Origin of the sequence: Clostridium taeniosporum, assembly GCF_001735765.2 — a bacterium.
GTDB lineage: Bacteria > Bacillota > Clostridia > Clostridiales > Clostridiaceae > Clostridium > Clostridium taeniosporum.
The window spans coordinates 1,576,416-1,601,174 of record NZ_CP017253.2; the positions used below are offsets into that span (position 1 = coordinate 1,576,416).

The 24,759-nt window shown below is 26.4% G+C and carries 25 protein-coding genes and 1 pseudogene; 24 read left to right on the forward strand and 2 right to left on the reverse strand.

Annotation, left to right across the window (positions count from 1 at the left end):
• Positions 1–37 precede the first annotated feature (37 nt).
• The 21 genes from BGI42_RS07335 (at position 38) to BGI42_RS07435 (ending at position 21,248) form a co-directional block, all read left to right on the forward strand.
• The gene (locus BGI42_RS07335) at positions 38–1,963 is read left to right on the forward strand and encodes a YgiQ family radical SAM protein (protein ID WP_069681046.1); all 1,926 of its coding nucleotides are present in this window, start codon (positions 38–40) and stop codon (positions 1,961–1,963) included.
• A gap of 354 nt (positions 1,964–2,317) precedes the next feature.
• Positions 2,318–4,324 (forward strand): methyl-accepting chemotaxis protein, encoded by a 2,007-nt coding sequence (locus BGI42_RS07340; RefSeq protein ID WP_069679701.1) that lies wholly within the window; start codon positions 2,318–2,320, stop codon positions 4,322–4,324.
• A gap of 94 nt (positions 4,325–4,418) precedes the next feature.
• On the forward strand, positions 4,419–4,706 hold the full coding sequence (locus BGI42_RS07345; protein WP_069679702.1) for a hypothetical protein: 288 nt from the start codon (positions 4,419–4,421) through the stop codon (positions 4,704–4,706).
• A gap of 272 nt (positions 4,707–4,978) precedes the next feature.
• The gene (locus BGI42_RS07350) at positions 4,979–5,734 is read left to right on the forward strand and encodes an exodeoxyribonuclease III (protein WP_069679703.1); all 756 of its coding nucleotides are present in this window, start codon (positions 4,979–4,981) and stop codon (positions 5,732–5,734) included.
• A 34-nt stretch (positions 5,735–5,768) separates the two neighbouring features.
• A complete protein-coding gene (locus BGI42_RS07355) occupies positions 5,769–6,110 on the forward strand; it encodes a hypothetical protein (RefSeq protein ID WP_069679704.1) in 342 nt (113 codons plus the stop codon).
• 36 nt (positions 6,111–6,146) lie between these two features.
• Entirely contained in the window at positions 6,147–7,250 is a 1,104-nt protein-coding gene (locus BGI42_RS07360; RefSeq protein WP_069679705.1) for an alpha/beta fold hydrolase, read from the forward strand.
• Positions 7,251–7,460: 210 nt separating this feature from the next.
• Positions 7,461–9,425, forward strand: a complete 1,965-nt coding sequence (locus BGI42_RS07365) for a GTP-binding protein (protein ID WP_069679706.1) — start codon at positions 7,461–7,463, stop codon at positions 9,423–9,425.
• A gap of 324 nt (positions 9,426–9,749) precedes the next feature.
• On the forward strand, positions 9,750–9,983 hold the full coding sequence (locus tag BGI42_RS07370) for a TIGR04540 family protein (protein ID WP_069679707.1): 234 nt from the start codon (positions 9,750–9,752) through the stop codon (positions 9,981–9,983).
• A 357-nt stretch (positions 9,984–10,340) separates the two neighbouring features.
• Positions 10,341–11,705, forward strand: a complete 1,365-nt coding sequence (locus tag BGI42_RS07375; RefSeq protein WP_069679708.1) for a cation:dicarboxylate symporter family transporter — start codon at positions 10,341–10,343, stop codon at positions 11,703–11,705.
• Positions 11,706–11,857: 152 nt separating this feature from the next.
• Positions 11,858–12,163: a hypothetical protein gene (locus BGI42_RS07380; protein WP_069681047.1), complete on the forward strand. Its 306-nt coding sequence runs from the start codon at positions 11,858–11,860 to the stop codon at positions 12,161–12,163.
• Between the two features lie 373 nt (positions 12,164–12,536).
• A complete protein-coding gene (locus BGI42_RS07385) occupies positions 12,537–13,700 on the forward strand; it encodes a 1-propanol dehydrogenase PduQ (protein ID WP_069679709.1) in 1,164 nt (387 codons plus the stop codon).
• Between the two features lie 311 nt (positions 13,701–14,011).
• Positions 14,012–14,452, forward strand: a complete 441-nt coding sequence (locus tag BGI42_RS07390) for a BMC domain-containing protein (RefSeq protein ID WP_069679710.1) — start codon at positions 14,012–14,014, stop codon at positions 14,450–14,452.
• Positions 14,453–14,553: 101 nt separating this feature from the next.
• The gene (gene pduA / locus BGI42_RS07395) at positions 14,554–14,835 is read left to right on the forward strand and encodes a propanediol utilization microcompartment protein PduA (protein WP_242984762.1); all 282 of its coding nucleotides are present in this window, start codon (positions 14,554–14,556) and stop codon (positions 14,833–14,835) included.
• Positions 14,836–14,925: 90 nt separating this feature from the next.
• Entirely contained in the window at positions 14,926–15,207 is a 282-nt protein-coding gene (pduA, locus tag BGI42_RS07400) for a propanediol utilization microcompartment protein PduA (protein ID WP_105165941.1), read from the forward strand.
• A 26-nt stretch (positions 15,208–15,233) separates the two neighbouring features.
• Positions 15,234–15,890: a phosphate propanoyltransferase gene (locus BGI42_RS07405; RefSeq protein ID WP_069679713.1), complete on the forward strand. Its 657-nt coding sequence runs from the start codon at positions 15,234–15,236 to the stop codon at positions 15,888–15,890.
• Between the two features lie 2 nt (positions 15,891–15,892).
• Positions 15,893–16,714: an ethanolamine utilization protein EutJ gene (gene eutJ, locus BGI42_RS07410; RefSeq protein ID WP_069679714.1), complete on the forward strand. Its 822-nt coding sequence runs from the start codon at positions 15,893–15,895 to the stop codon at positions 16,712–16,714.
• A 1-nt stretch (position 16,715) separates the two neighbouring features.
• On the forward strand, positions 16,716–17,531 hold the full coding sequence (locus BGI42_RS07415; RefSeq protein ID WP_242984763.1) for a flavoprotein: 816 nt from the start codon (positions 16,716–16,718) through the stop codon (positions 17,529–17,531).
• A 9-nt stretch (positions 17,532–17,540) separates the two neighbouring features.
• On the forward strand, positions 17,541–17,810 hold the full coding sequence (locus BGI42_RS07420) for a EutN/CcmL family microcompartment protein (RefSeq protein WP_069679716.1): 270 nt from the start codon (positions 17,541–17,543) through the stop codon (positions 17,808–17,810).
• A gap of 19 nt (positions 17,811–17,829) precedes the next feature.
• Complete coding sequence (locus BGI42_RS07425; protein ID WP_069679717.1) at positions 17,830–19,332, forward strand: aldehyde dehydrogenase family protein; 1,503 nt, start codon at positions 17,830–17,832, stop codon at positions 19,330–19,332.
• Positions 19,333–19,349: 17 nt separating this feature from the next.
• Positions 19,350–20,675, forward strand: coding sequence for a 4Fe-4S dicluster domain-containing protein (locus BGI42_RS07430; RefSeq protein WP_069679718.1), 1,326 nt, complete (start codon positions 19,350–19,352; stop codon positions 20,673–20,675).
• Positions 20,676–20,699: 24 nt separating this feature from the next.
• The gene (locus tag BGI42_RS07435) at positions 20,700–21,248 is read left to right on the forward strand and encodes a BMC domain-containing protein (protein WP_069679719.1); all 549 of its coding nucleotides are present in this window, start codon (positions 20,700–20,702) and stop codon (positions 21,246–21,248) included.
• A 157-nt stretch (positions 21,249–21,405) separates the two neighbouring features.
• Here BGI42_RS07435 and BGI42_RS07440 read toward each other — a convergent pair.
• A pseudogene (locus BGI42_RS07440) lies at positions 21,406–22,606 on the reverse strand (alanyl-tRNA editing protein AlaX-L).
• A gap of 133 nt (positions 22,607–22,739) precedes the next feature.
• Between BGI42_RS07440 and BGI42_RS07445 the strand changes: the two are divergent.
• Positions 22,740–23,255, forward strand: coding sequence for a putative ABC transporter permease (locus BGI42_RS07445; RefSeq protein WP_242984755.1), 516 nt, complete (start codon positions 22,740–22,742; stop codon positions 23,253–23,255).
• A 359-nt stretch (positions 23,256–23,614) separates the two neighbouring features.
• Here the strand turns inward: BGI42_RS07445 and BGI42_RS16220 are convergent, their stop codons facing one another.
• Positions 23,615–23,770 carry a hypothetical protein gene (locus BGI42_RS16220; protein ID WP_192875395.1) on the reverse strand — a complete coding sequence of 52 codons (156 nt, stop codon included), beginning with the start codon at positions 23,768–23,770 and terminating at the stop codon, positions 23,615–23,617.
• A gap of 195 nt (positions 23,771–23,965) precedes the next feature.
• Between BGI42_RS16220 and BGI42_RS07450 the strand changes: the two genes are divergently transcribed.
• The gene (locus tag BGI42_RS07450) at positions 23,966–24,367 is read left to right on the forward strand and encodes a phosphate-starvation-inducible PsiE family protein (RefSeq protein WP_069679720.1); all 402 of its coding nucleotides are present in this window, start codon (positions 23,966–23,968) and stop codon (positions 24,365–24,367) included.
• A gap of 97 nt (positions 24,368–24,464) precedes the next feature.
• Positions 24,465–24,737 carry a hypothetical protein gene (locus tag BGI42_RS07455; RefSeq protein WP_069679721.1) on the forward strand — a complete coding sequence of 91 codons (273 nt, stop codon included), beginning with the start codon at positions 24,465–24,467 and terminating at the stop codon, positions 24,735–24,737.
• Positions 24,738–24,759: the final 22 nt, after the last annotated feature.

Sequence of the window (24,759 nt, forward strand, 5' to 3'; positions counted from 1 at the left end):
AAATGAAAAGAAATTTTTGCCCATTAGTAAAAAAGATATGGAAGACAGAGGATGGGAACAATTAGATTTTATAATTGTTACAGCTGATGCTTATATAGATCATCATAGCTTTGGAACTGCTATTATTTCAAGAGTACTAGAAAATGCAGGTTATAAAGTTGGAATAATAACACAACCTAAGTGGAAAGAAATTGATGATTTTAAAAAGTTAGGAAAACCAAAGTATGCATTTTTAGTTAATGGTGGGAATATGGATTCTATGGTTAATCATTATACTGTAAGTAAAAAACTTAGAGAAAAAGATATGTATTCACCAGGAGCTAAAATGGGATTGAGACCAGATAGAGCTACTATAGTTTATTGCAATAAAATAAGGGAAGCATATAAAGGTGTAAATATAGTAATTGGTGGAATAGAAGCTAGTTTAAGAAGGTTTGCTCATTATGATTATTGGAGTGATAAAGTAAGAAAATCAATGCTTATTGATAGTGGGGCTGATTTACTTGTTTATGGAATGAGTGAAAAGCAAATAGTTAAAGTGGCAGATAAATTAAAATCAGGTATACTAGCTAAAGAAATTTATGACATACCTGGAACATGCTATGTTGTTGAAAACATAAATGATTTAAAAGATTATATAGAAATTCCATCATATAAAGAAGTGTGTAGTGATAAAGTTAAGTATGCAGAAGCAAGTAGAGTTCAATATTTAGAACAAGATCCAATAAGAGGAAAAATTATAGTACAAAAACATGCTAATAAATATTTAGTTCAAAATATACCAGAAACTCCACTAAATAGAGAAGAACTTGATGTAGTTTACGATCTTCCTTATATGAAGAATTATCATACTATATATGAAGCACAAGGTGGGGTTCCAGCTATTGAAGAAGTTAAATTTAGTACAGTAAGTTCTAGAGGTTGTTTTGGTAATTGTAATTTTTGTGCAATAACTTTCCATCAAGGAAGGATAGTTCAAAGTAGAAGTAAAAGTTCTATATTGAAAGAAGTAGAGGAAATAACTAAATTACCAGATTTTAAGGGATATATACATGATGTTGGAGGACCAACAGCTAATTTTAGAAAACCAGCTTGTAGTAAACAATTATCAATAGGTGCATGTAAAGCAAAGGAATGTTTATATCCTAGTCCGTGTAAAAATATGGATGTAGATCATAGTGAATATTTAGATCTGCTTAGAGCTATTAGAAAAGTTCCAAAAGTAAAAAAAGCATTTGTAAGATCAGGTCTTAGATATGATTATATAATGGCTGATAAGGATGACACATTTTTTAAAGAATTAGTAGAGCATCATGTTAGTGGAAAGTTAAAGGTAGCGCCTGAACATATATCAAAGGATACTTTAAGATATATGGGGAAACCATCAGGTAAAACGTATGATAAATTTACAGAAAAATTTTATTCAATAAATAATAACTTAGGAAAAAAACAATTTATTGTTCCATATTTAATGTCAAGTCATCCTGGAAGTACACTAAAAAATGCTATTGAATTAGCAGAATACTTGCGAGATATAAACTACCAACCAGAACAAGTTCAAGATTTTTATCCAACACCAGGAACATTATCAACAACAATGTATTATACAGGTTTAGATCCATTAACTATGAAAAAAGTCTATGTTCCTAAAACTAAACATGATAAAGCAATGCAAAGAGCTTTACTTCAATATAGAAATCCTAAATATTATACATTAGTTTACGAAGCTTTAGTTGAAGGTGGAAGAGAAGATCTTATAGGTAATGGAAATAAGTGTTTAATAAGAGATAAGAGAAAAACTAAAAAATCCTATGGTGATAAAATTTATAATGGAAATAAACAAAGTAGTAATAAAAAACATAGCAATAAGACTAGTAAAGTAAAAAAAGAAGGAAAAAAAAGAATTTCTGGAAAATCATTAATTAAATCTAAAAAGAAAAATACTGACTATAGAAAAAGATAATAATTAAATATTAGATAATATATTTTAAGCATACATTACAAATTAATTTTGATGTATGCTTAAGTTGTATTTGTAATATTAAAAATATAATGTTACTATATAATTGTGTAATTATATGGAAATCGCTTACATATATAATATTAATATTGATTTTTCATATTTAAAAATAGTATTTTAGTTATAGCAACTTAAATAAAATAGTGTAAAGAAAGTTTTTTATTAATTCAAAAATTGAAGGAGATAATAAAGTAATAATTGTACAGTAAAGAATTAAGCACTAAATAAATGTTAAGAAATAAATACATTATCTCAATGATGAAAATAAATTTTAGTTTAATTAAGGGTGGTAAATTTATGAAGACGAACAATAGTATAAAAGTGAATTTAATTAAAAAATTATCATTAGGATTTGTACTGGTATTTGGTATAGCATTTTTAGGGACATTTTTAGTAGTTCAAAAGACTTTGTCAGAAGTGAAAATTTCTTGTATGAAAAAAATGATAAATGATGCCACAACTATTGTACAAGATAAAATAAAGGGGAAAATTAATATAGCTAAGACTATTGCTTGTGATAATATTGTATCTGATATGAGTTTGACACTTGATGATAAAAAAGATTTATTAAATAATTATCAAATGAATTTAAATATAAGATCCATAGGAATAGCAGGCTTAGATGGTAATTTGCAAGCAACAGATAATTATAAAGAGAATATTTCAGAAGTAGAATATTTTAGAAAAGTTTTAAATAATGATATTTATATAAGTTCTCCAATAGTAATAGATGGAACAAATGAACAAATAGTATTTATTGCAGTACCATTAAAAAATGGACAAGATACTGTTGGAGTTATGACATGTACATTTGATAGTGCATTTTTATCAAGAGATATAAATAATTTAAAATATTTAAGAATGACAGGGACATCATATATACTAGATAATAAGGGCACAATAATAGCATCTGAAAATACAGAAGATGTTATTAATAGTAGGAATATAATAAATGAACAAAAAAAAGATCCTAAATTAAAAGAACTTGCTTTAATTCATAAAAAGATGATTAATGGAGAAAGTAATATAGAAAAATATATTGAAAATGAAGAAAAATACATAGGCTATGCCAATATCCCTGGAACACCAGGATGGTCAATAGCTTTAGAAGTAAATGCTATTGATGTTAATAAAGAAGAGGCTTTTATAATTAGTTTATTTATTGGAGTAACTGTAGTTGGAATTTTAATATTGCTAAGTGTAATATATATAATTGGAAACTCTCTTGGTAATAGATTAAAAAGATTAAAAGGCGATATAGAAGTATTAGAAAGTGGAGTATTTAATCAAGATTTAGATGAAAAAGAATTACTAAAAAATGATGAAATTGGTGAAATTAATAAATCATTAAAGAAAACTAAAGAATCCATTAGTGGAATACTTAAAGGAGTAAAGAATGATTTAATAATATTAAATGAGCAATCTAGTATTTTAGAAAATACATCAACTCAGATATCAATAGGATCAGAAAATATAACAATATCAATGCATGAATCAGCAAAAGCTAATACAAGTCAAACAAACGAAATTATGAAAATTAATGATGAAATGAGGTCATTTGGAACTAATATAGATTATATGAATAACAATATAGAAAGAGTAGCTGAAATTTCTTCAAATATTGAAGCAAAACTTACAGAAAGTAATAAAACAATAAATGAACTTAATAATTCTTTAATTAATTTTGATAATAGTTTTAGTAAATTTAATGGTGACATAATGGTTATGAATGATAAGATATCCTTAATTAAGGGTATAACTTCAACTATAAATGAAATAGCAGAGCAAACAAATCTTTTAGCATTAAATGCAGCAATTGAAGCAGCACGTGCAGGAGAAGTCGGCAAAGGTTTTAGTGTAGTAGCAGAAGAAATAAGGAAACTTGCAGAGCAGAGTAAGGAATCTGTAAATCAAATAGGAAATATAATTATTAATGTTCTTGAGGAATGTGATAATATGATAAAATCAAGCACTGATATTAATTCTGAAGTAGATAATCAAAAATTAAGTATTAGTAATACTATAAATTCATTTAATAATATTACAGATTTGTTAAATGAAATTACACCTAAAATACAAGAAGCATCTAATCTTTCTAATAGTAATAATAAGAAAAAAGATGTGATTTTAGAAGTTATAGAGTCTGTTACAGCTATTTCGGAAGAATTAACAGCAAGCACTGAGGAAGTTGATGCAACAGCTCAAGAATTCAATGTTTCAAGTAAAGATATTAATAGAGTTTCAGAAAAACTAGTAGAATTAATTGAAGAACTAAATGAAGAAATAAATAAATTTAATATATAATATAGTATACTGACTAGTTATTTATTTTAATATGACTTAGCTAAAATAAATTATAATTTCATATGATATAATTATATTAAAAGGGGATGAAAATATGAAAATTGAATTTTGTCTTGCAGAAAGTGGAGAAATTATATTTACTAAAGAATCTAAGGATCTAAAAGATATAATTAATGTTATTACTAGAGTAGGAACTGAAATCAATTTAACCTTTAGTAAGGATGATTTCATCCATGGATATGTTCAAAACATATTATATCAGGCTAATGCAGAAGAAAATGATGAAAGCATTAGAATATATATATCAGATGATTATAAAAACTTTAAAAATACTGCAAGAATATCTGCTGAACATTTAAGCAGTGTAAAATTAAAGAGCTAATAAAATTAGCTTTATCTATTAAAAATCAGGTTAAGGAGTGTCAAAGTAAATTTGTCACTCCTAATTTTAATTTTATAAGAATATTAAAAATATCTATCTAGTTATAATAACATATATAAAATTATTCATAGTTATAAATTCCAGCTAATATTTAGACTGTACACAAGGAAGGATTTGTAGTTATAATAGGTTTTTTTATGTAATTAATAAAATATTTATGTTATCATATCTATATTAGTTAAAACAATTTTATACTGATAAGGAGAAATAAGATGAAAAAATTAATTTCATGGAATGTAAATGGGTTAAGAGCTTGCGTTAAAAAAGGATTTTTAGATGTATTAAAAGAAAGTGATGCTGATATATTTTGCATTCAAGAAAGTAAACTTCAAGAAGGGCAAATAGAATTAGATTTAGAAGGATATTATGATTATTGGAATTACGCTGAAAAAAAAGGGTATTCAGGTACAGCTATTTTTTCTAAAGAAAAAGCTTTAAATGTTTCATTAGGAATAGGAATAGAAAAACATGATAAAGAAGGAAGAGTTATAACATTAGAATTTGAAGATTTCTATTTAATTAATGTTTATACTCCTAATTCTCAACAAAAATTAGCAAGAATAGATTACAGAATGAATTGGGAAGATGATTTTAGATCTTATTTGAATGATTTAAAGAAAATCAAGTCAGTTATAGTATGTGGAGATTTAAACGTTGCCCATAAAGAAATAGATTTAAAAAATCCTAAGAATAATAAAAATAATGCAGGATTTAGTGATGAAGAAAGAGGGAAATTTGGTGAACTTTTGAATTCGGGATTTGTAGATACATATAGATATTTTTATCCAGATAAGGAAGGAATATATTCTTGGTGGTCATATAGATTTAATGCTAGAGCAAACAATGCTGGATGGAGAATTGATTACTTTTTAGTTTCTGATGATTTTAAAGAAAAATTAGTTGATGCTAATATTCATACAAGTATTGAAGGATCAGATCATTGTCCCGTTGAATTAATAATAAAATAAAACAATATACATATAAGAAGGAGATTTAGTTTGTATGAAAGAGATTTTTAAGATAAAAGATTTAATATTTTATAAAGAAGAATTTTTAGATGATATAAATGAATTTGAAGATATATTTCCTATAATAAAAGAATTTAGTGATAATCTTAGTTATGAAAAAATTAATGTAGCTAGTTTAAATGAGTGCTGTGAAAAAACAAAAGAAAATTATTTTATTGAAATTCAAGGTTATATAAATAAGGATGATGACTTTATAACAAAACAAGAATTAGAACAAATGTCTGTGGCTTTTGATAGAAGAGAATTAGATTTATTTGTTATTAGAATTTATAAATGTACTGAATGCAATAAATGGATTATAGATATACTAGAATAATTGCATATATTACTAATGAAGAGGTGAATAAATAATATGAAATTAAATCATAAAAATAAATTAAATTATAAGATATTATTATTTTTATTAATGTTTTCTTTAAATATTATATTAGGATTTAATGAAAATACAGTTGTTTATGCTGATGAAAATGAAAAAGCAGAAATCAATAGTTTAGTTGTTGATGAAGATAATTATGAACAATTCATGAAAGAAACCGTGGAACCTTATTTAGATAGCAAAAGATTAGAAGGATATTTAAAAATAAATAATGATATTAATTTATATTATCAAAAGTATAAAATTGAAAATTCTAAAGGAACTATTGTAATTAGTCATGGATTTGGAGAAACATTAGAAAAATATAGAGAAATGATTTATTATTTCTTGTGTAATGGATATTCTGTATTTGGAATTGAACATAGAGGTCATGGACGTTCCGGATCATTAGGAGTGGTTGACAAAAGTCAAATTCATATAGAAGATTTTAATTTATATATTTCAGATTTTAAATCATTTATGGATGAAGTTGTTAAATCTGAAATTGGTGATGAAAAGTTATTTTTATTTGCACATTCTATGGGTGGAGCTATTGGAACAAAATTTTTGGAAGAATATCCTGATTATTTTGATGCATCAATTCTAAATGCACCCATGCTTGAAGTAAATACTGGAGATTTCCCGGAGTTTATAGCAGAAGCAATATCTTGGATATGTACAATATTACCTTTTGGGGATAAATATGCACCTACACAAAAGCCATATAGCAATAAGTATAGTGTAGAAGATTCTTGTACAAGCTCTGAACCTAGATACAAATATTATTATAATATACAATCTAATAATAAGGAATTTCAAAGAGGTGGAGCTTCTTATAGTTGGCTAAAAGAATCATTAGATATAACTGAAGAAATTACTGAAAAAGAAAATGCTTCAAAAGTAGAAACACCAGTGTTATTATTTCAAGCAGAAAAAGATACTTATGTAAAGCCAAGAGGACAAAATGAGTTTGCTCAATATGCAAAGAAGTGTAAAGTTATATTAATGTCTGGTTCTAAGCATGAAATATATAGAGAAAAGAATGGAATACTAAAAGCATACTTAAATCGAGTATTTGATTTTTATAATAATAATTTATAAATAGTTGTTATCTAAGATTTTCATATTATAATTTAATATTAGAAGTTTTCAAAAAGTCTGTTTAAATACATTTTTATATATTTGGACAGGCTTTTAATTATTAATATAAATTTAATATGAAGTTAAGAGATAATATGAATAAATTTAGTGATTTATTATGTGATATAATTTTAATATGACAATAGTAGTATTTTAAAAGGAGAAATAGATATGAAAAAAACAATAGGTGTATTAGCTCATGTCGATGCTGGGAAAACTACTTTTGCAGAGCAAATACTTTATCACACAAAAAGTATAAGATTTTTAGGTAGAGTTGATCATAAAAATTCATTTTTAGATAGACATAATATAGAAAAGCAAAGAGGAATTACAGTTTTTTCAGATCAAGCTGTGTTTAAATATAATAATAATGAATATTATCTTATAGATACTCCAGGTCATGTAGATTTTTCAACTGAAATGGAAAGAGCAATAGAGATAATGGATTATGCCATTGTTATAATCAGTGGTGTAGATGGAGTTCAAGCACATACTGAAACAGTTTGGGAACTTTTAAGAAAGAATAACATACCAACCATTTTTTTTATAAATAAAATTGACAGAGAAATTGTAGATTTAGAAAATGTATTAAATGATATAAAGATGAAATTAACTTCAAATTTATGTCCAATTGATGAAACTTTGAATAATAAGAAGATGGATTTGGAATTATTAGAATTCATTGCCGAAAGAGATGAAAGATTATTAGAAACATATTTAGAAGAGGGTTATGATGAAATACTGTGGTTAGATTTTATGAAACAACAAATAAAAGAATGTAGAATTTTTCCATGTCTAAGTGGATCGGCATTGTTGGATATTGGTATAGATAAATTTATCGAAAAACTAGATTTATTAACTTATACAAATTATGAAAGAAATAAAGAGGGTTTTAGTGGAAAAGTATATAAAATACGTTATGATGATAAAGGAAGCAAAGTAACTTACATAAAGGCTTTAGAAGGTATAATCAAGGTGAAGGATACCTTATCATATATAGAAGGTGAAGTACAATTTAATGAAAAAATCAATCAAATAAGAATATACAACGGGGATAAATTTATAACCAAAGATATTGTACATGCTGGAGAGGTGTTTGGTGTTACTGGCTTAACCAAGTTTAAAATAGGTGATGTTATAGGGGAGAAGAAATTTAAAATAAATTATAATATAGTACCTACATTAAAATCAAAAGTTATCTTTGAGGAATCCGTTAATGCTAAAGAAATACTTACATATTTTAAAATTTTAGAAGAAGAAGATCCAGGATTAAATGTATTATGGAATGAGGAGCTTAAAGAGATACATATACATATTATGGGTAATATACAGTTAGAAGTTTTAAAAGAAGTAGTTAAAGATAGATTTAAATTAGAAATTGATTTTGGAGAATGTGAGGTTTTATATAAAGAAACTATAAAAAATAAAGTAAATGGATATGGACATTTTGAACCATTAAGACACTATGCAGAAGTATATCTGAAATTAGAACCTGGTGACAAAAATAGTGGAATAACATTTGAGAATGAATGTCATGTAGATGATTTAAATATAGGTTATCAAAATTTGATAAAGTCCCATATATTTGAAAAAGATCATAAGGGTATTTTAACAGGATCAAAGATATGTGATATAAAAATAACATTGGTTGATGGAAGAGCACATTTGAAACACACAGGTGGAGGAGATTTTAGAGAAGCTACATATAGGGCTATAAGACAAGGATTAGAAAAAGCTAATAATATTTTATTAGAACCGTATTATAAATTCAAAATAAATGTTAAAAATAATTATGTAGGTAGGATATTAGCTGATATACAAAGATTATATGGAACATTTGATAAGCAAGAAACATTAGAGGATAAAAGCATTATTTTTGGAAGAGGTCCTGTATCAACTTTTATGAATTATGGAATGGAATTAATATCATTTACAAAAGGTAAGGGGGCTATTACTTTAAGCTTTGATGGATATGATCAGTGTCATAATAGTGAAGAGGTTATAGGAAAATTTAATTATAATAAAGATAGTGATAGAGAATATACTTCCAGTTCTGTGTTTTGCTCTAAAGGTCATGGATTTATAGTTAGATGGGATAAAGTAAAAGAATATATGCATTGTTTAAGGCATATTTAAATAAATAACTAGTCAGTATGCTAGTTTATTTTGTGAACTATTTTTTCATTGGAACTTACTAATAGCACAACTATTAGTAGAACCCAAGTCATTATATTCCACAAAATATCCGTGTCATCTTTTACTTGTTATTTATTTTCATATGGTTAAAATGAATCTTAATTGTAAACTTTGTTAAAATAATAATATATAATTAATATCATAAGTTTAATGAGTTTAGATAAAAAATATAAAATTATCTTTAGGTTTTAACTATATGAAATTCTATTAATTTATTATATAATGAATTAATAAATACATAATAAATTTATTGGAGGAACTTTTATGAGAACTATTTACAAAAATCCATCAGAACTAGCAACATGTTTAAAGGATTTAGTTGATACATACTTGGAGAATTTAATAACTTATGAAAAAATGGAAGAAAAAATGTCTAAGATATTAGTAGCAAATAATGTATATAAAAATGGATTTATATCTGTAAAATTATCTAATATAATTGGAGAAGAGAGAATGGAGATTATAAATAAGATATATAAAGATATGCAAACACTATAGAGCTAAGGCACATTAAAATAAATAACCAGAGTTAGTATGCTAGTTTATTTTGTGAACTACTTTTTCATTGGAATCTACTAAATAGCACAATTATTAGTAAATTCCAAATCGGTGTATTTCACAAAACATCCATGGCATCTTTGATTTGTTATTTCTTTCCATATGTCTATTTTAAGGCGATACTAAGATATAGTATCGCCTATTTTTTTTTATATAATATTTTTGAACTTTATTAGGTTAAATAATAATTATTATTATTTAAAAATATAAATATTCTATTGACATAATTAATAAATCTATGTATGATATAAATCATACTAAACTTATAGGAATAATAAACAAAGGATGGGGAGAAACATGAATAGTACATTTTTAACAGATTTTTTAATGATAACAAATTTTAAAACTATATTATTTATAGTTATTTTGATAGGAACATTTTATTTAATGAAACTTCTTGAAAGAAAAAAGGTTAATTTTTCTAAAAGAATGATTTCAGCAACAATTTTAGGGCTGTTACTTGGTGGAATAATACAATTAGTGGCAGGCTTTCCAGATACAACAGATAATATACCATGGATAAAAGAGGTTACAAAATGGTATGGTTTATTCGGGTATGGATTTATGGATTTATTAAAAATGTTGGTTATTCCATTAGTATTTCTTTCGATTATAAAAGTAATTATAAATATGAAAGAAGGAGAAAATTTAGGGAAACTTACATTTAGATCATTATTTGTTTTACTTGGTACCACTACAATAGCAGCTATAGTGGGAATTGTTATAGGAAACTTATTCAAATTAGGTGTAGGACTTGAAATTGTTCAAAATAACTCAGAAATGAAAGAAATAAGTTCTGTAGTTGATACACTAAGAAAATTACTGCCAAAAAATCCAATTAAAGCAATGTCAGAAGCAAATGTTGTAGGAGTTGTTATTTTTGCAGGATTTATTGGAGTTGCAATAAATAGACTTAAGAAGAAGTATTCAGATATAATAAAACCTGCTAAGGATTTAGTAGAAGCAGCATACAAAATTATTACAAGTGTAGCTATGACAGTAATTAAATTTATGCCTTATGCCGTAATAGCATTACTTGCAAATACCATTGCAGCAAGAGGAATACCAGCACTTATAAGTGTTTTTGATTTTATATTGGCATTATATGTTAGCATATTTATAGTATTTGTAATACATTTAATTATATTAGCTCTTAATGGAATAAATCCTATTAAGTATTTAAAAAATACGATGGAACCTTTAATTTTAGCATTTACTTCAAGATCTAGCTTAGGTACATTACCTGTAACAATAGAAACTTTAACTGAAAAAGTTGGAGTTGAAGAAGGAATAGCAAGTTTTGTAGGAAGTTTAGGAGCTAATGCTGGTATGAATGGATGTGCTGCAATATATCCTGCACTAATGGCAGTTACTATTGCAAATATGTCAGGAACACCAATGGGTTTTAGTTTTTATGCAATGTTACTTGTAATAATAGTAATCAGTTCAATAGGAATTGCAGGACTTCCAGGAACTGCCACTATGGCAGTGTCAGTAGTAATATCAGGTATGGGAATGGGAAATTATTTTTCTTTAGCAGGAGGAATTCTTGCAATAGATCCAATTCTTGATATGGGACGTACAATGCTTAATGTAAATGGAACAATGGTAACTACAGTTACAGTTGCAAAGAGTTTCGATAAAATAGATAAAGAAAAGTAATATTTTACTGTCATACAGAAAAATCCATTAAATACGTTTATATTATTTAATGGATTTTTTGTTTTATATAATTATTATTGAGTAAATACAAATTATTATATTAAACATTCCATGGAGTATGATATAATATGTCTTTAGAAAGAGGTGTAAAAATGGCTAAAAAAAATAGTAGAAATAATGATTTATTAAAAGATACAAAAAATACTACAACATTAAAAGTTTATTCTTTATTAGTTAGTTTAGTTAATGATGATAAAGAAAATTTAGCAGAAGATGTCTTAAAAATAGATTATTTATTAACATATATGAATAATTGCATTAAAGGCAAGGATTTTAAAGAAGCAAAAGACACTTTAGATATGATAGATAGAAGAATTAAAAATTTAAAAAAAGAAAAAGTTGACATGGAGCATTTTGAAAATATTTTAAATAAATTAAAGCTTCAGGTAAAAAAATAAAGATATTTTATTTGGGCTTTATACAAACAAAGAAGATTAACAGTCTTTGTTTGTATATATTTTTGCTAAATTTTTTTAGAAAAAACACATATTTATTAGTTAAAAAAATAACATAGTTATAAGAAATAATTATTAAAATAATTATACTACTTTTTAAAATTTTATTATAATTAAATTAATATAAAATGCAATACCGTAAAAACGCATATTAAAAGCTGATAATTGATGAAAAAGCATCATATTAAAAACTTTTTTTGAATTTTATAAAAAATTACTTGAAATTTATGGATTGTATGGTAAAATAAAATTAATTAGGAATGTTATTATATTAACAAGCTATATATTCTCCAGAAGAAATGGGGGTATAAAGTATATGAAAAGTTTTGCGGTTCCAGCACAAATATTGTATGAAGATGATGCAATACAATATTTAAAAGATTTAAAATCAAAAGGAACATTTATAGTTACTGATAAAATTATGTCAAAACTTGGAGTCATAGATCCAGTAACTAATATACTAAAAGAAAACGATGTAAGTTATGAAATATTTACAGAAGTAGAACCAGAACCAACTATGGAAGTTGTTACACATGGTTTTAAGAAATTTTTAGATTACGGTGCTGATACTATAATTGCTATAGGGGGAGGATCAGTGATAGATGCTTCAAAAGCCATGATTTATTTTTTGGATGTATTAAGGCAAAAATCAGTTGATTCAAATTATGAAAAACCGTTTTTTATAGCAATTCCAACTACAAGTGGAACAGGATCAGAAGTAACATCTTATGCAGTTATAACAGATGCATCAACACATACTAAAATTCCATTAAAAAGTGATAGTATGTATGCTGATGTAGCACTGCTTGATTGGAATTTTACTAAAAGTGTTCCTCCTAGAGTAACAGCAGATACAGCTTTAGATGTATTAACACATGCACTTGAAGCTTATGTATCCCTTGGTGCATCTGAATATATTGATGTATTAGCCAAAGAAGCAATTTCTACTATATTTGATTACACAGAAAAAGCATATAAAAACGGAATGGATAAAAAGGCAAGAATGAAAATTCACAATGCATCTTGTATGGCTGGTATAGCATTCGAAAATTCAGGGCTTGGGATAAATCACAGTTTGGCTCATGCATTAGGAGCAACTTTTAAAATAACTCATGGAAGATCAAATGCAGTGCTTTTGCCATATGTTGTAGAATATAATTCTTCGTTGTTTGATGAAAATGACTGTTATGATTTTAAAACTGCCAAAAGATATACTGAAATATCTAGATTGTTAGGATTGCCACATACTGATTTTAAAGAAGGTGTAGTAATGTTTGTAAAAGCTTTAAAAGCTCTACTACAATCAGTAGGTATTCCAATAAGAATCAAAGATCTTGGAATTGATGAAAATTTATTTAATTCAGCTCTAGAATCTATGTGCAGTAGAGCAATGCAAGACATATGTACTGGAGGAAATCCTAGAATTGTTGATGAAAAGGGCTTAAAGGATATTTTAATTAAGGCTTATTATGGAAAATAATTTAGTATAATTTTTTTTGAAAATAATTGTTAAATAATTAACAGTTGTGAAATTGATAATAATGCTATATTAGATTGAATAGATTGTTTATTTAAAAAATATTTATATAATAGTTAATTATTATAATAAATATTATAAAAATGCATAATTTTATTAATAAAAAGGTATTTTTAAAAAAAAGATATAATATTTAATAAAAAATATTTGTAAAAAAATTAACAAACTTTAAACTTTTAATGAAAATATTAAAATAGGAGGAGATATTTTAGTAGCTGTTAATTTTAAAGTAATTCCTAAGTTTTTTAAACAATATGAAATTTAAAATATTAAATTCACAGGAGGTGATTAAACTGAATAGTTTTGCTTTAGGTCTTATAGAAATAATTGGTCTTGCAGCAGGAATAGAGGCAGCAGATACGGCTGTTAAATCATCTAATGTAGAATTAATAGGATATGAAAATTCAAAAGGTGGGACTGTTGTAGTAAAAATAAAAGGTGATGTTGGTGCTGTTAAGGCAGCTGTTCAAGCTGCATCAGTTTCAACAAAATTAATAAATAAAGTATTAGCCACATCTATTATACCTAGACCAAATTCAGAGTTAGAAGATATTATATTTTCACAAAATAAAACTAAATCATCCTTAGAATCTAAAAAAAAGATTAATATAGTTAAAAGTGAACAGGAACTTAATGAAAAAATAAATAATTCACATGGTAAGAAAAATAAAAAGATAATTAAAGAAAAAACATAACTTGTAATTTGTGTATGGATCCAATGTGTTCAAGAAAAAAAGGACAACCTAAAACTTCTTGTATGCATTTTAGTAAAATAAAAAATAATTAGGAGGGTATTATTATGCATGATGCATTAGGAATGGTAGAAACAAAAGGATTGATAGGAGCTATAGAGGCAGCAGATGCTATGGTGAAAAGTGCCAATGTAACATTGGTAGGTTATGAAAAAATAGGATCAGGATTGGTAACAGTTATGGTAAGAGGAGATGTAGGAGCAGTTAAAGCAGCAACAGATGCAGGAGCAGCAGCAGCGCAAAAAGTTGGTGAAGTAGTATCAATTCATGTAATACCAAGACCACACATTGATACTGAAAAGTTAATACCAAAAATAGAAAATTAATATGAATTAAATTAAATAATATTAAAGAGGTTTATTTTAACAAATTATATTCTGAATATTTTGAATATAGAAAAAATAAAGGAGGATATTATTATGAAAGATGCATTAGGAATGGTAGAAACAAAAGGATTGATAGGAGCTATAGAGGCAGCAGATGCTATGGTGAAAAGTGCCAATGTAACATTGGTAGGTTATGAAAAAATAGGATCAGGATTGGTAACAGTTATGGTAAGAGGAGATGTAGGAGCAGTTAAAGCAGCAACAGATGCAGGAGCAGCAGCAGCGCAAAAAGTTGGTGAAGTAGTATCAATTCATGTAATACCAAGACCACATATGGATACCGAAAAGATATTACCACAATCTAATCTTTAAATATAAGAAAGGGGTAAAAATTCCATATGGTTCAAGTTGATATAGAAAAAATAATATTAACGGTTACTAAAGCAGTTATAGAAGAGTTGAATAATTACAGCGAAAGTTTAATACCAGTAGGGATATCTAATAAGCATATTCATCTTGGATTAAGAGAACTTGAAGCTTTATTTGGAAAGAATTATAAGCCTAGTATAAAAAAAGAGTTAAGACAACCGGGTCAATATGCATATGATGAAACTGTTGAAGCTATAGGTTCAAAGGGATATTTTGAAAGAATAAGAGTTCTTGGACCTTTAAGAGAATCTACACAATTAGAAATTTCAATAACAGATGAAATTAAGTTAGGAATAGATGCACCTATAAGACAATCAGGAAAACTTAATGGTACTCCTGGAATATTTCTAAAAGGACCGAAAGGCCAAATAGAAATTGATCAAGGAGTGATAATTGCAGCAAGGCATATTCATCTATCTACAGAATTTGCAAAAAAATTTGGATTTAGAGATGGGGAATTAGTAGATGTAACTAGTCATGGACCTAGAAAAGTAACCTTTCACAATGTAATTATTAGAGTTTCAGATGATTTTGTACCAGAGATGCATATTGATATGGATGAGGCTAATGCTTCTGGATTAAAAAATGGTGATAAGATAAGAATTACTAAAGTCGAAGGAGTTTAACTATGAATTTAGATGATGCAAATAAAGGATTAGATATTTTTTATAATTTAATAAAAGAGAAAAAGTGTAATAAGTTTAGTGATAATTTAAAAGTTGGTGTTGATTTAGGTACAGCTAATATAGTGCTTTCAGTAGTTGATGAAAATAATAATCCAGTAGCTGGAGCATCATATCCAGCATCTGTTGTAAAAGATGGGCTAGTTGTAGATTATATTGGAGCTGTAGAAATAGTCAAAAATTTAAAAGCTAAAGTAGAAAACATTTTAAAAACTACTATAAATTATGGTTCAACAGCAATTCCACCAGGAACATTGGAGGGAAATGTAAAAGCAATTGGAAATGTACTTGAAGCTGCAGATATAGAAGTTGTAAGCATTATTGATGAACCAACAGCAGCTGCTGCAATACTTGGAATAAAAGATGGTGCTGTTGTTGATGTTGGAGGAGGAACTACAGGTGTAAGTATATTAAAAAATGGAAAAGTTTTATATACAGCAGATGAACCAACAGGTGGAACTCATATGAGTTTAGTTTTATCAGGAAATCATAATATATCTTTTGAAGAGGCAGAAGAATTAAAAAAAGACCTTAAAAAAGAAAAAGATAATTTTATTATTATAAAACCAGTTATAGAAAAAATGGCATATATAGTGAAAAGACATTTAGAAGGATACGATGTAAAGAAAATTTATGTTGTTGGAGGAGCATGTAGTTTTAGTGAGTTTACATCTGTATTTGAAAAAATTATTGGTATAGAAACTATAAAACCTAATCATCCTTTGCTAGTTACACCTTTAGGAATTGCTGTTAGTTGCATCAAGTGAGGTGAGTAATTTGAACTTTGATGATATTGTACAAGTTGTTTTAAAAGAAGTTATGTGTCAATTAGAAATTAAAAAGTTTAAACAAAAAGAAGTTATAGTATGTTTTACTGGAACTAATAGAGGATTAACTAGCATCATTGCTGAGTTAAAAAAACTGAAAAGTAAAGGAATAAGATTAAAAGCAGTTTTATCTAAATTTGCATCACAAATAATCGATATGGATTTAATAAATAAAGTTTTTAGCAAAGAAGATATTTATATAGATGATGCTTTAGAAGTTAATCATATCTATGATAAAAAATTTGATCTTTTAATAGGGGGAACATGCAGTATAAACTCATTAGCTAAAGTAGCAAATGGAATAGGAGATACTTTACCAACTGCACTTATATCAAAATGTATTTTAAATGGTACTAAAATAGTTATTGCTAAAGAAAGTTTTGAGTTTAATAAAGAGATACCTGTTTCCTATATGAATATGATCAACAAAAACCTAGATAAATTGAAATCTTATGGTATAGAATTAATGAATTCTAATAACATAAGTAACCTTGTATTAAATGAACAATATATTATTAACTCAAAATTAAATAAAGATATAATTAATGCAAATGAGATTATTTCTAAGAATTTAGTAGATAAAAAAGGTATTTATGAAAATAATTCAGAGATTGAGATATATAAAAAAGTAATTTCTAGCGAAGATATTTCTAATAATAGTAAAGATGAAAAAATAGTAGTTCCAAGTAACTCAATAATTACAGCACTTGCACAAGATTTAGCGGATGAGCTTAACATAGAAATAATAAAAAGGTAGGGTAAAGATATGTATTTAGCAAAAGTGGTTGGAGTAGTGGTTGCAACGACTAAAAGTGAAGGATTAGTTGGAAAGAAAATGCTTATGGTACAACGGTTAACTCCAGAATATGATTTATTAGGAAGCGTTGAAGTAGCTATAGATTCTGTTGGTGCAGGAAATGGAGAAATTGTATTAATAGCAACTGATTATGCAGCACACCAACTATTTAATGCTAAGGATGCACCTGTAGATAGAGCTATTGTTGCTATAGTAGATAGTGTAGAAATGAATAAATAGAAATTAGGGGGAAGATAAAATGAATGATTTTAATATGATAGACATAGAAAATATAATTAAAAATGTTGTTAAAGAACTTACTGTAAATGGACAATTACCTGAATGTAATACAGATACAACTGTAGCTAAAAAAGCATTAAATAACAACCAATTGGCTGGTATTGAAAATAAGATAATAGGAATTGTAAATAATGATGAGGTACAAACTGGGGATTATGGAGTATTCGATGATATTAATGATGCAATCGAACAAGCATGGATAGCAGAGCAAGAATATATGAAAGTTGGGCTAGACAAAAGAACTAAAATAATTGAAGCCTTTAAATCAGAAGTTAGAAAAAATGTAGAAGAATTATCTCGCAGAACTTATGAAGAAACTAGGATGGGAAGATATGAGGATAAGATATTAAAAAATAACCTTGCCTTAGATAAAACACCAGGAGTAGAAGATCTTGAAGCAGGTGTAAAAACAGGAGACGGTGGATTAACTCTTTATGAAATGTCACCATTTGGAGTTATAGGAGCAATAGCACCATCAACTAATCCAACAGAAACAATAATAAATAATGGAATTTCAATGCTTGCAGCAGGTAATACAGTTGTATTTTCACCACATCCAGGGGCAAAAAATGTTTCAGTATTTTTAGTTCAACTTATTAATAAAGCAATAGAAAAAGTTAACGGTCCTAAGAACCTTATAGTAACAGTTAGAAATCCAAGTATAGAAAATACAAATATAATTTTATCACATCCTAAAATTAATATGATTTGTGCAACAGGTGGACCAGGAATTGTTAAAGTAGCATTGTCAAGTGGTAAAAAAGCAATAGGAGCTGGAGCTGGAAATCCACCAGTAGTAGTTGATGAAACAGCTGATATTGAAAAAGCAGCAGTTGACATCATAGACGGTTGTAGTTTTGATAATAATTTACCATGTATTTGTGAAAAAGAAGTAATAGTAGTAGATAAAGTTGCAGATTATTTGAAAACTTGTATGTCAAAATATTGTGCATTAGAAATAACTGATAAAAATATAATTTCACAATTAGAAAAACTTATTTTGACAGAAAATAGAACTGTGAATAAGAAATTTGTAGGAAAAAATGCTGATTATATAATGAATCAATTAGGAATTAATATAGATCCAAGTATAAGAGTTATCTTTGTAGAAGTAGAAGCTGATCATCCATTTGCAGTTGAAGAACTTATGATGCCAATTTTACCTATTATAAGAGTTAAAAATGTAGATGAAGCTATTGAACTTGGTGTTAAACTTGAACATGGAAATAGGCATACAGCTATAATGCATTCAAAACATATAGATAATTTAAGCAAATTTGCTAAAGCAGTTCAAACAACTATATTTGTTAAAAATGCGCCTTCATATGCAGGAATTGGATATGGAGCAGAAGGACATGGAACATTTACCATTGCAGGACCAACTGGAGAAGGGTTAACATCTGCAAGAACATTTACAAGAAAGAGAAGATGTGTAATGGTAGATAATTTCTCTATTAAATAGAATTGGAGATGAGATTAGTGGAAAAAAGCTTTTTAGATTTAATAAAAGATGGTGGTTTAATCGGTGCCGGTGGGGCAGGTTTTCCAACTCATGTTAAATTAAATGCTAAAGTTGAATATGTTATTGTTAATGGTGCTGAGTGCGAACCACTTCTTAAAGTTGACCAACAATTAATGGCAGAAAAAGCTTCTGAACTTTTATACGCATTAAACAAGATAGTTGAAGAAACAGAAGCTAATAAAGGTGTTATTGCATTAAAAGGTAAGTATAAAGCTGCCATGAAAAACTTAAGTAAAAAGTTAGTAGAATATCCTAAACTAGAATTATTTGAACTTGGAAATTTTTATCCAGCAGGTGATGAACAGGTTACAGTTTATGAAGTAACAAAAAGAGTAGTTCCTGAAGGTGGGATTCCTTTAAATGTAGGAGTTATAGTTATAAATGTTGAAACATTATTAAATGTATATAATGCTTTAGAAGGAAAACCAGTTACAGATAAATATTTAACTATTACAGGGGAAGTAAAAAATCCTGTTACTATTAAAGTACCAATTGGAATATCAGTAAGGCAAGCTATTGAATTAGCTGGTGGAGCACTAATTGATGAATTTGAAATTATTGATGGTGGTCCAATGATGGGAAAATTAATAGAAGATATAGATAGACCCATAAAGAAAAACACTAAAGGTTTAATAGTTATACCTAAAAATCATAATATAGTTTTATCAAAGAAAAGAAATATACAGTCTATGTTAAAACAAGCAAGAGCAGCATGTTGCCATTGCTCAATGTGTACTGAAGTATGTCCAAGACATTTATTAGGGCACAAATTAGAACCAGATAAAATCATGAGAATAGCAAGTTATGGTAGTACTTGTAGTAAAGAAATTTTACCAACATCTTCATTTTTATGTAGTGAATGTGGTCTTTGCGAACAAGTTTGTGTTATGGGACTCCAACCTTGGAAGTTAAATAGCTTTTTTAAAGGAGAATTAGCTAAAAATGGAGTTAAAAATCCTAATCATAATGCGCCGGAAAAAGCAGAAAATTTTAGGAAATACAGAAAATTTCCAGTTCATAAATTAAAACAAAGATTAAATATAGAAAAATATGATGTGGAAGCACCACTTCAAAATGAAGAGTATGATTTTTCAGAAGTTGTAATTCTAAGGTCTCAGCATATAGGCGTTAAGGCTGAGCCAGTGATAAGTATTGGTGACAGAGTAGAAAAAGGTGATCTTATTGGAGATATAGCGGATGATAAATTAGGTGCAAAAATTCATGCTAGTATAAGTGGTACTATAAAAGAAATAAATGATGATAGTATTGTTATAAGTAAATAGGATTGCCAGAAAGGAGAGAATAAAATGAGAAGATCTATTGGATTACTAGAATTTAAAAGTATTGCAAAGGGAATTGAATCAGCAGATGAAATGGTCAAGTCTGCTAATGTGGAGATTATTTTAGCTACTCCAATGTGTCCAGGAAAATATATAGTAATATTATCAGGAGATGTAGGAGATGTTACTAATGCTGTAGGTGTAGGAAAAGAAGTTGGACTTAGCTATCTTATAAGTGAATATACAATAGCTAGTGTACATGAAAAAGTATTTCCAGCAATAACAGCCACTTGCGACTTTGATAATATTTCATCTATTGGAATTATTGAGACAATATCTGCAGTTTCTTCTGTAATCGCAGGTGATACAGCTTTAAAAGCTGCAAGTGTAGAACTTTTGGAAATAAGAATTGCAAGAGGACTTGGAGGAAAAGGATATGTTATTCTTACTGGAGAAGTATCAGCTGTGAAAGCAGCAGTAGAAGCAGCTGAAAATAAACTTGCAGAAGATGGAGATATTATAGGAACTGTAGTTTTACCTTCACCAAGTAAAGAATTAATACAAACATTGCTATAATAATATGTTAGGAAAAATAATTATATTAGAGTAAAAAATCAACCCTTAGAGTGTTGGAGATGATGGTTGATTTTTTTATTATGGTAAATATGATTATATTTACCATAATAAAAAATTAAAGTATAAAAGTTATAAATTATATATGTATATATAAATTTTATAATATATTTTTAAGTTTACTATAAGCATAATTTAAAGTATTTTCTAAATTTAAGATGTTTTTACCTGCACCTTGGGCAAGGGTTTGATTTCCACCACCACGTCCATCTATAAGAATTATTGAATCTTTTAATAAATTATTCATATTAACATGAGTGAGGTTTTTAGAGCATGAGAATATAAGATTAATTTTATTTTCATTTACTAATGCAATTAAAGCAATTCTATTGTCTTCTGAAGTTATTTGAGAAATTGTTGTATTAACAAATTTTAAAGTTTTATTATTATATATGTGTTTAATAATAGTTATATTATTAATCTTTGCAGAATTATCTATAATTTTTTTTTACTTCATATTTTGAAAGCTCAATATTCAGATTTTTATTTTCATTAAGAACCTTTTTAAATTCTAAATTTAAATTTTGTATACCATTTAAAGCTTCTTTTTCATTACAATTTAAATATTTGCACATAGAGTTTGTAAATAAATCTTTTTCTAAAGAATCATTTACAGCTTTTGAACTAGTTATAAATTCAATTCTTGAGCCTTTTTTATGTTTTTCACATTTTTTTATTTTTATAAGTCTTAAATCTAATGTAGACTTAGGATGAACTCCACAGCAAGCAATCATATCTAAATCGTCAATTTTAACAATACGTATTTCATTATTAGTATTAGGAAGATCTCTTCTAAGTTTCATATTTTTAAGTTCACGTTTGCTTGGAGTTAATAATTCTACCTCTAAAGATTCTGCTATAATTTCGTTAGCATATTTTTCAGCAGAACGTATTTGTTCATCTGTAAGCATTAAATCAAAATCTATAGTACTAAAATCATTTCCATGGTGTACAGCTATAGTATTTATAGTAAAAAGTTTAAAAAAGCAAGCAGATAAAACATGCTGAGCTAAATGATGAGTCATTCCATCTAATCTTCTTAACCAATCTATTGAACATTTAACTTTATGTATTCTAGAAGGTTTTTTTGGTAGTACATGATAAACTAAATTACTGTCCTCATATACATTTAATACTTCAATGCTATCTATTTTTCCTAAATCATGTTTTTGCCCACCACCACCTGGGAAAAAGGCTGTTTTATTTAAGACTACATGAAATTCATTACCAATTTCTTTGATTTTATCGATTTCTGCAGTGAAGTCTTTTAAGTAGGGATCTTCATAATAAAGTTTTTGCATAATAATTCTCCTTATAATAGTATTTTATATAATTATAAGAACATTATAACAATTAATTATATAAAATAATCTAATTAATAAATAAATATGTTAACTTATGCAAATATTAACCTTGAGGAAGGTGATAATTTTAATGAGTTATACATTTTTTAATTTTATTATTTATTCTTTTATAGGATGGATTATTGAAGAAGTATACTATTTTTGCACAAAAGGAAAATTTAAGGAAGATGGTTTTTTAATAGGTCCATTTAAACCCATGTATGGTATAGTTGTAAGCGTTTTGATAGTGTTAAATAATTATCTTTATGATAAAACATCAATAATGATAATGTTCTGTTTTTTTGTACCATCTATAATAGAATATATAAGTGGATATTTATTAAAAAGTATATTTAATAAAGTGTATTGGGATTATTCTAAATTAAAATATAATTTAGATGGATTAGTCAGTCTTAAATTTTCTGCATACTGGACTTTAATGACATTTTTAGGATTAAAATACATTGAACCATTTTTTCATAATATTTTTATAAGAAATGAAAGTATATTTTTAGGATTAACAGTCATGTTAACTATTTACTTATCAGTAGATTTTTATTTAACAGTACATAGTTTATTGAAAACAAATAATGTAAGCAGTATTTAATATTTTTATCTTAAGAATAATTAAAAGTAAAAAAATAGGAATTTACCTTTGTTTTTATAGTTGTACTTATTAAGTATAACTGAAGATAATTAACTATATTGATTTAAATAAAAAACAATATAGTTAATATTAGGCATATTCAAATATATAACTAGTCAGTATGCTAGTTTATTTTGAAAACTATTTTTTCCTTAGAATCTATTAATATCGTAATTATTAGAAGAACACCAATTATTGTATTTCATAAAATATCTGTGGCATCTTTGACTTGTTATTTGTTTTCATATGCCTTAAGGTAAATTCCATTAAATAATTTTAATTAATATAAAGTTTAGTAATATTCTTATAAACTTTAAAATCTAGAATCCTCTTTTCTTAGCTTCAATACCACTTTTATTTAAACCGGGTTCTTCTATAGTAGTATTAAAGCTACTTTTAGCATATTGGTTTTGAGATTTAGTACCATTTCTTAAAAAATTATCTTTACTATATGTTTTTTTATTATCATTTTTCAAATTTATCATCTCCCTAATATGTTATTACAATTATAGTATTAACATATTGATAGAAATTTAAATTGGTAATTATATGAACCGAAAAATATAAAGTAAATTTAATTACTATTAAGATAATATATTATAGAAATTTTAAGAACAGAGTTAAATTTTAATATTTAACTTAAGTTTATTATATAAGGAGGAATATAACAAATGAAAAAACAAATTTATATTAAAATAGCTCATTATTTTGAAGCAGCTTTAGCAATAGTAGTTATGTTATTGGTTCTATTATCTACAATAGATGTTTTAAAACATATTTTTAATATTTTTATAATAAATAGTGGTACTATGGTAGAGTATCAGGAAATTAATGATTTGTTAGGACAAATCTTTTTATTAATAATAGGAATAGAGCTTGTTATAATGCTTTCACTACACACACCTGATACAATTGTAGAAGTTTTACTTTATGCAATAGCTAGAAAATTGTTATTACTTCCTAAAGAAGGTGCAATGGTTGAATTATTACTAGGAGTTATTGCAATAGCAGGATTATTTATGATAAGAAGATATTTAATAAATAAAAATCCATTGGCTGAAGGAAAAGATTAATACATTATATTTTGTAAATTATTCACTAGATATAATTTACAAAATATAATGTATTAAAAAATATTTAATAATTTGTAAATAATTAATAGGAGGTAATTTGAACGAGTATAATTTTCAACAAAAAGACTTAATTGTTAAAAAACTTTATGAAATTCTAGGACATGCTAGGATTTTAGAAAATTTAAAAATTAATACTAATTTGAATGATGAATTATCTAAAAGAATAACTATTTTTAAAATATCATTAAATGATGCCAGTAAGATAATACTGCAATATTATATACAAGGTTGTGTAAATGAAATAATGAATGAATGTAATAAAGAAGATTTTTTTAAGTTTAACAATTTAATAGGAAAAGTTTTAAAGTGATTTTTAATATTGTTTTTAATAT

Bases quoted from the DNA above. Each gene is read 5' to 3' on its own strand.
- BGI42_RS07405 (WP_069679713.1), top strand. From the start codon at position 15,234: ATGGTTCAAGTTGATATAGAAAAAATAATATTAACGGTTACTAAAGCA.
- BGI42_RS07435 (WP_069679719.1), top strand. From the start codon at position 20,700: ATGAGAAGATCTATTGGATTACTAGAATTTAAAAGTATTGCAAAGGGA.
- BGI42_RS07420 (WP_069679716.1), top strand. From the start codon at position 17,541: ATGTATTTAGCAAAAGTGGTTGGAGTAGTGGTTGCAACGACTAAAAGT.
- BGI42_RS07375 (WP_069679708.1), top strand. From the start codon at position 10,341: ATGAATAGTACATTTTTAACAGATTTTTTAATGATAACAAATTTTAAA.
- BGI42_RS07365 (WP_069679706.1), top strand. From the start codon at position 7,461: ATGAAAAAAACAATAGGTGTATTAGCTCATGTCGATGCTGGGAAAACT.
- BGI42_RS07380 (WP_069681047.1), top strand. From the start codon at position 11,858: ATGGCTAAAAAAAATAGTAGAAATAATGATTTATTAAAAGATACAAAA.
- BGI42_RS07450 (WP_069679720.1), top strand. From the start codon at position 23,966: ATGAAAAAACAAATTTATATTAAAATAGCTCATTATTTTGAAGCAGCT.
- BGI42_RS07340 (WP_069679701.1), top strand. From the start codon at position 2,318: ATGAAGACGAACAATAGTATAAAAGTGAATTTAATTAAAAAATTATCA.
- BGI42_RS07385 (WP_069679709.1), top strand. From the start codon at position 12,537: ATGAAAAGTTTTGCGGTTCCAGCACAAATATTGTATGAAGATGATGCA.
- BGI42_RS07445 (WP_242984755.1), top strand. From the start codon at position 22,740: ATGAGTTATACATTTTTTAATTTTATTATTTATTCTTTTATAGGATGG.
- BGI42_RS07345 (WP_069679702.1), top strand. From the start codon at position 4,419: ATGAAAATTGAATTTTGTCTTGCAGAAAGTGGAGAAATTATATTTACT.
- BGI42_RS07390 (WP_069679710.1), top strand. From the start codon at position 14,012: ATGAAATTTAAAATATTAAATTCACAGGAGGTGATTAAACTGAATAGT.
- BGI42_RS07355 (WP_069679704.1), top strand. From the start codon at position 5,769: ATGAAAGAGATTTTTAAGATAAAAGATTTAATATTTTATAAAGAAGAA.
- BGI42_RS07335 (WP_069681046.1), top strand. From the start codon at position 38: ATGGAAGACAGAGGATGGGAACAATTAGATTTTATAATTGTTACAGCT.
- BGI42_RS07350 (WP_069679703.1), top strand. From the start codon at position 4,979: ATGAAAAAATTAATTTCATGGAATGTAAATGGGTTAAGAGCTTGCGTT.
- eutJ (WP_069679714.1), top strand. From the start codon at position 15,893: ATGAATTTAGATGATGCAAATAAAGGATTAGATATTTTTTATAATTTA.
- BGI42_RS07360 (WP_069679705.1), top strand. From the start codon at position 6,147: ATGAAATTAAATCATAAAAATAAATTAAATTATAAGATATTATTATTT.
- BGI42_RS07425 (WP_069679717.1), top strand. From the start codon at position 17,830: ATGAATGATTTTAATATGATAGACATAGAAAATATAATTAAAAATGTT.
- BGI42_RS07370 (WP_069679707.1), top strand. From the start codon at position 9,750: ATGAGAACTATTTACAAAAATCCATCAGAACTAGCAACATGTTTAAAG.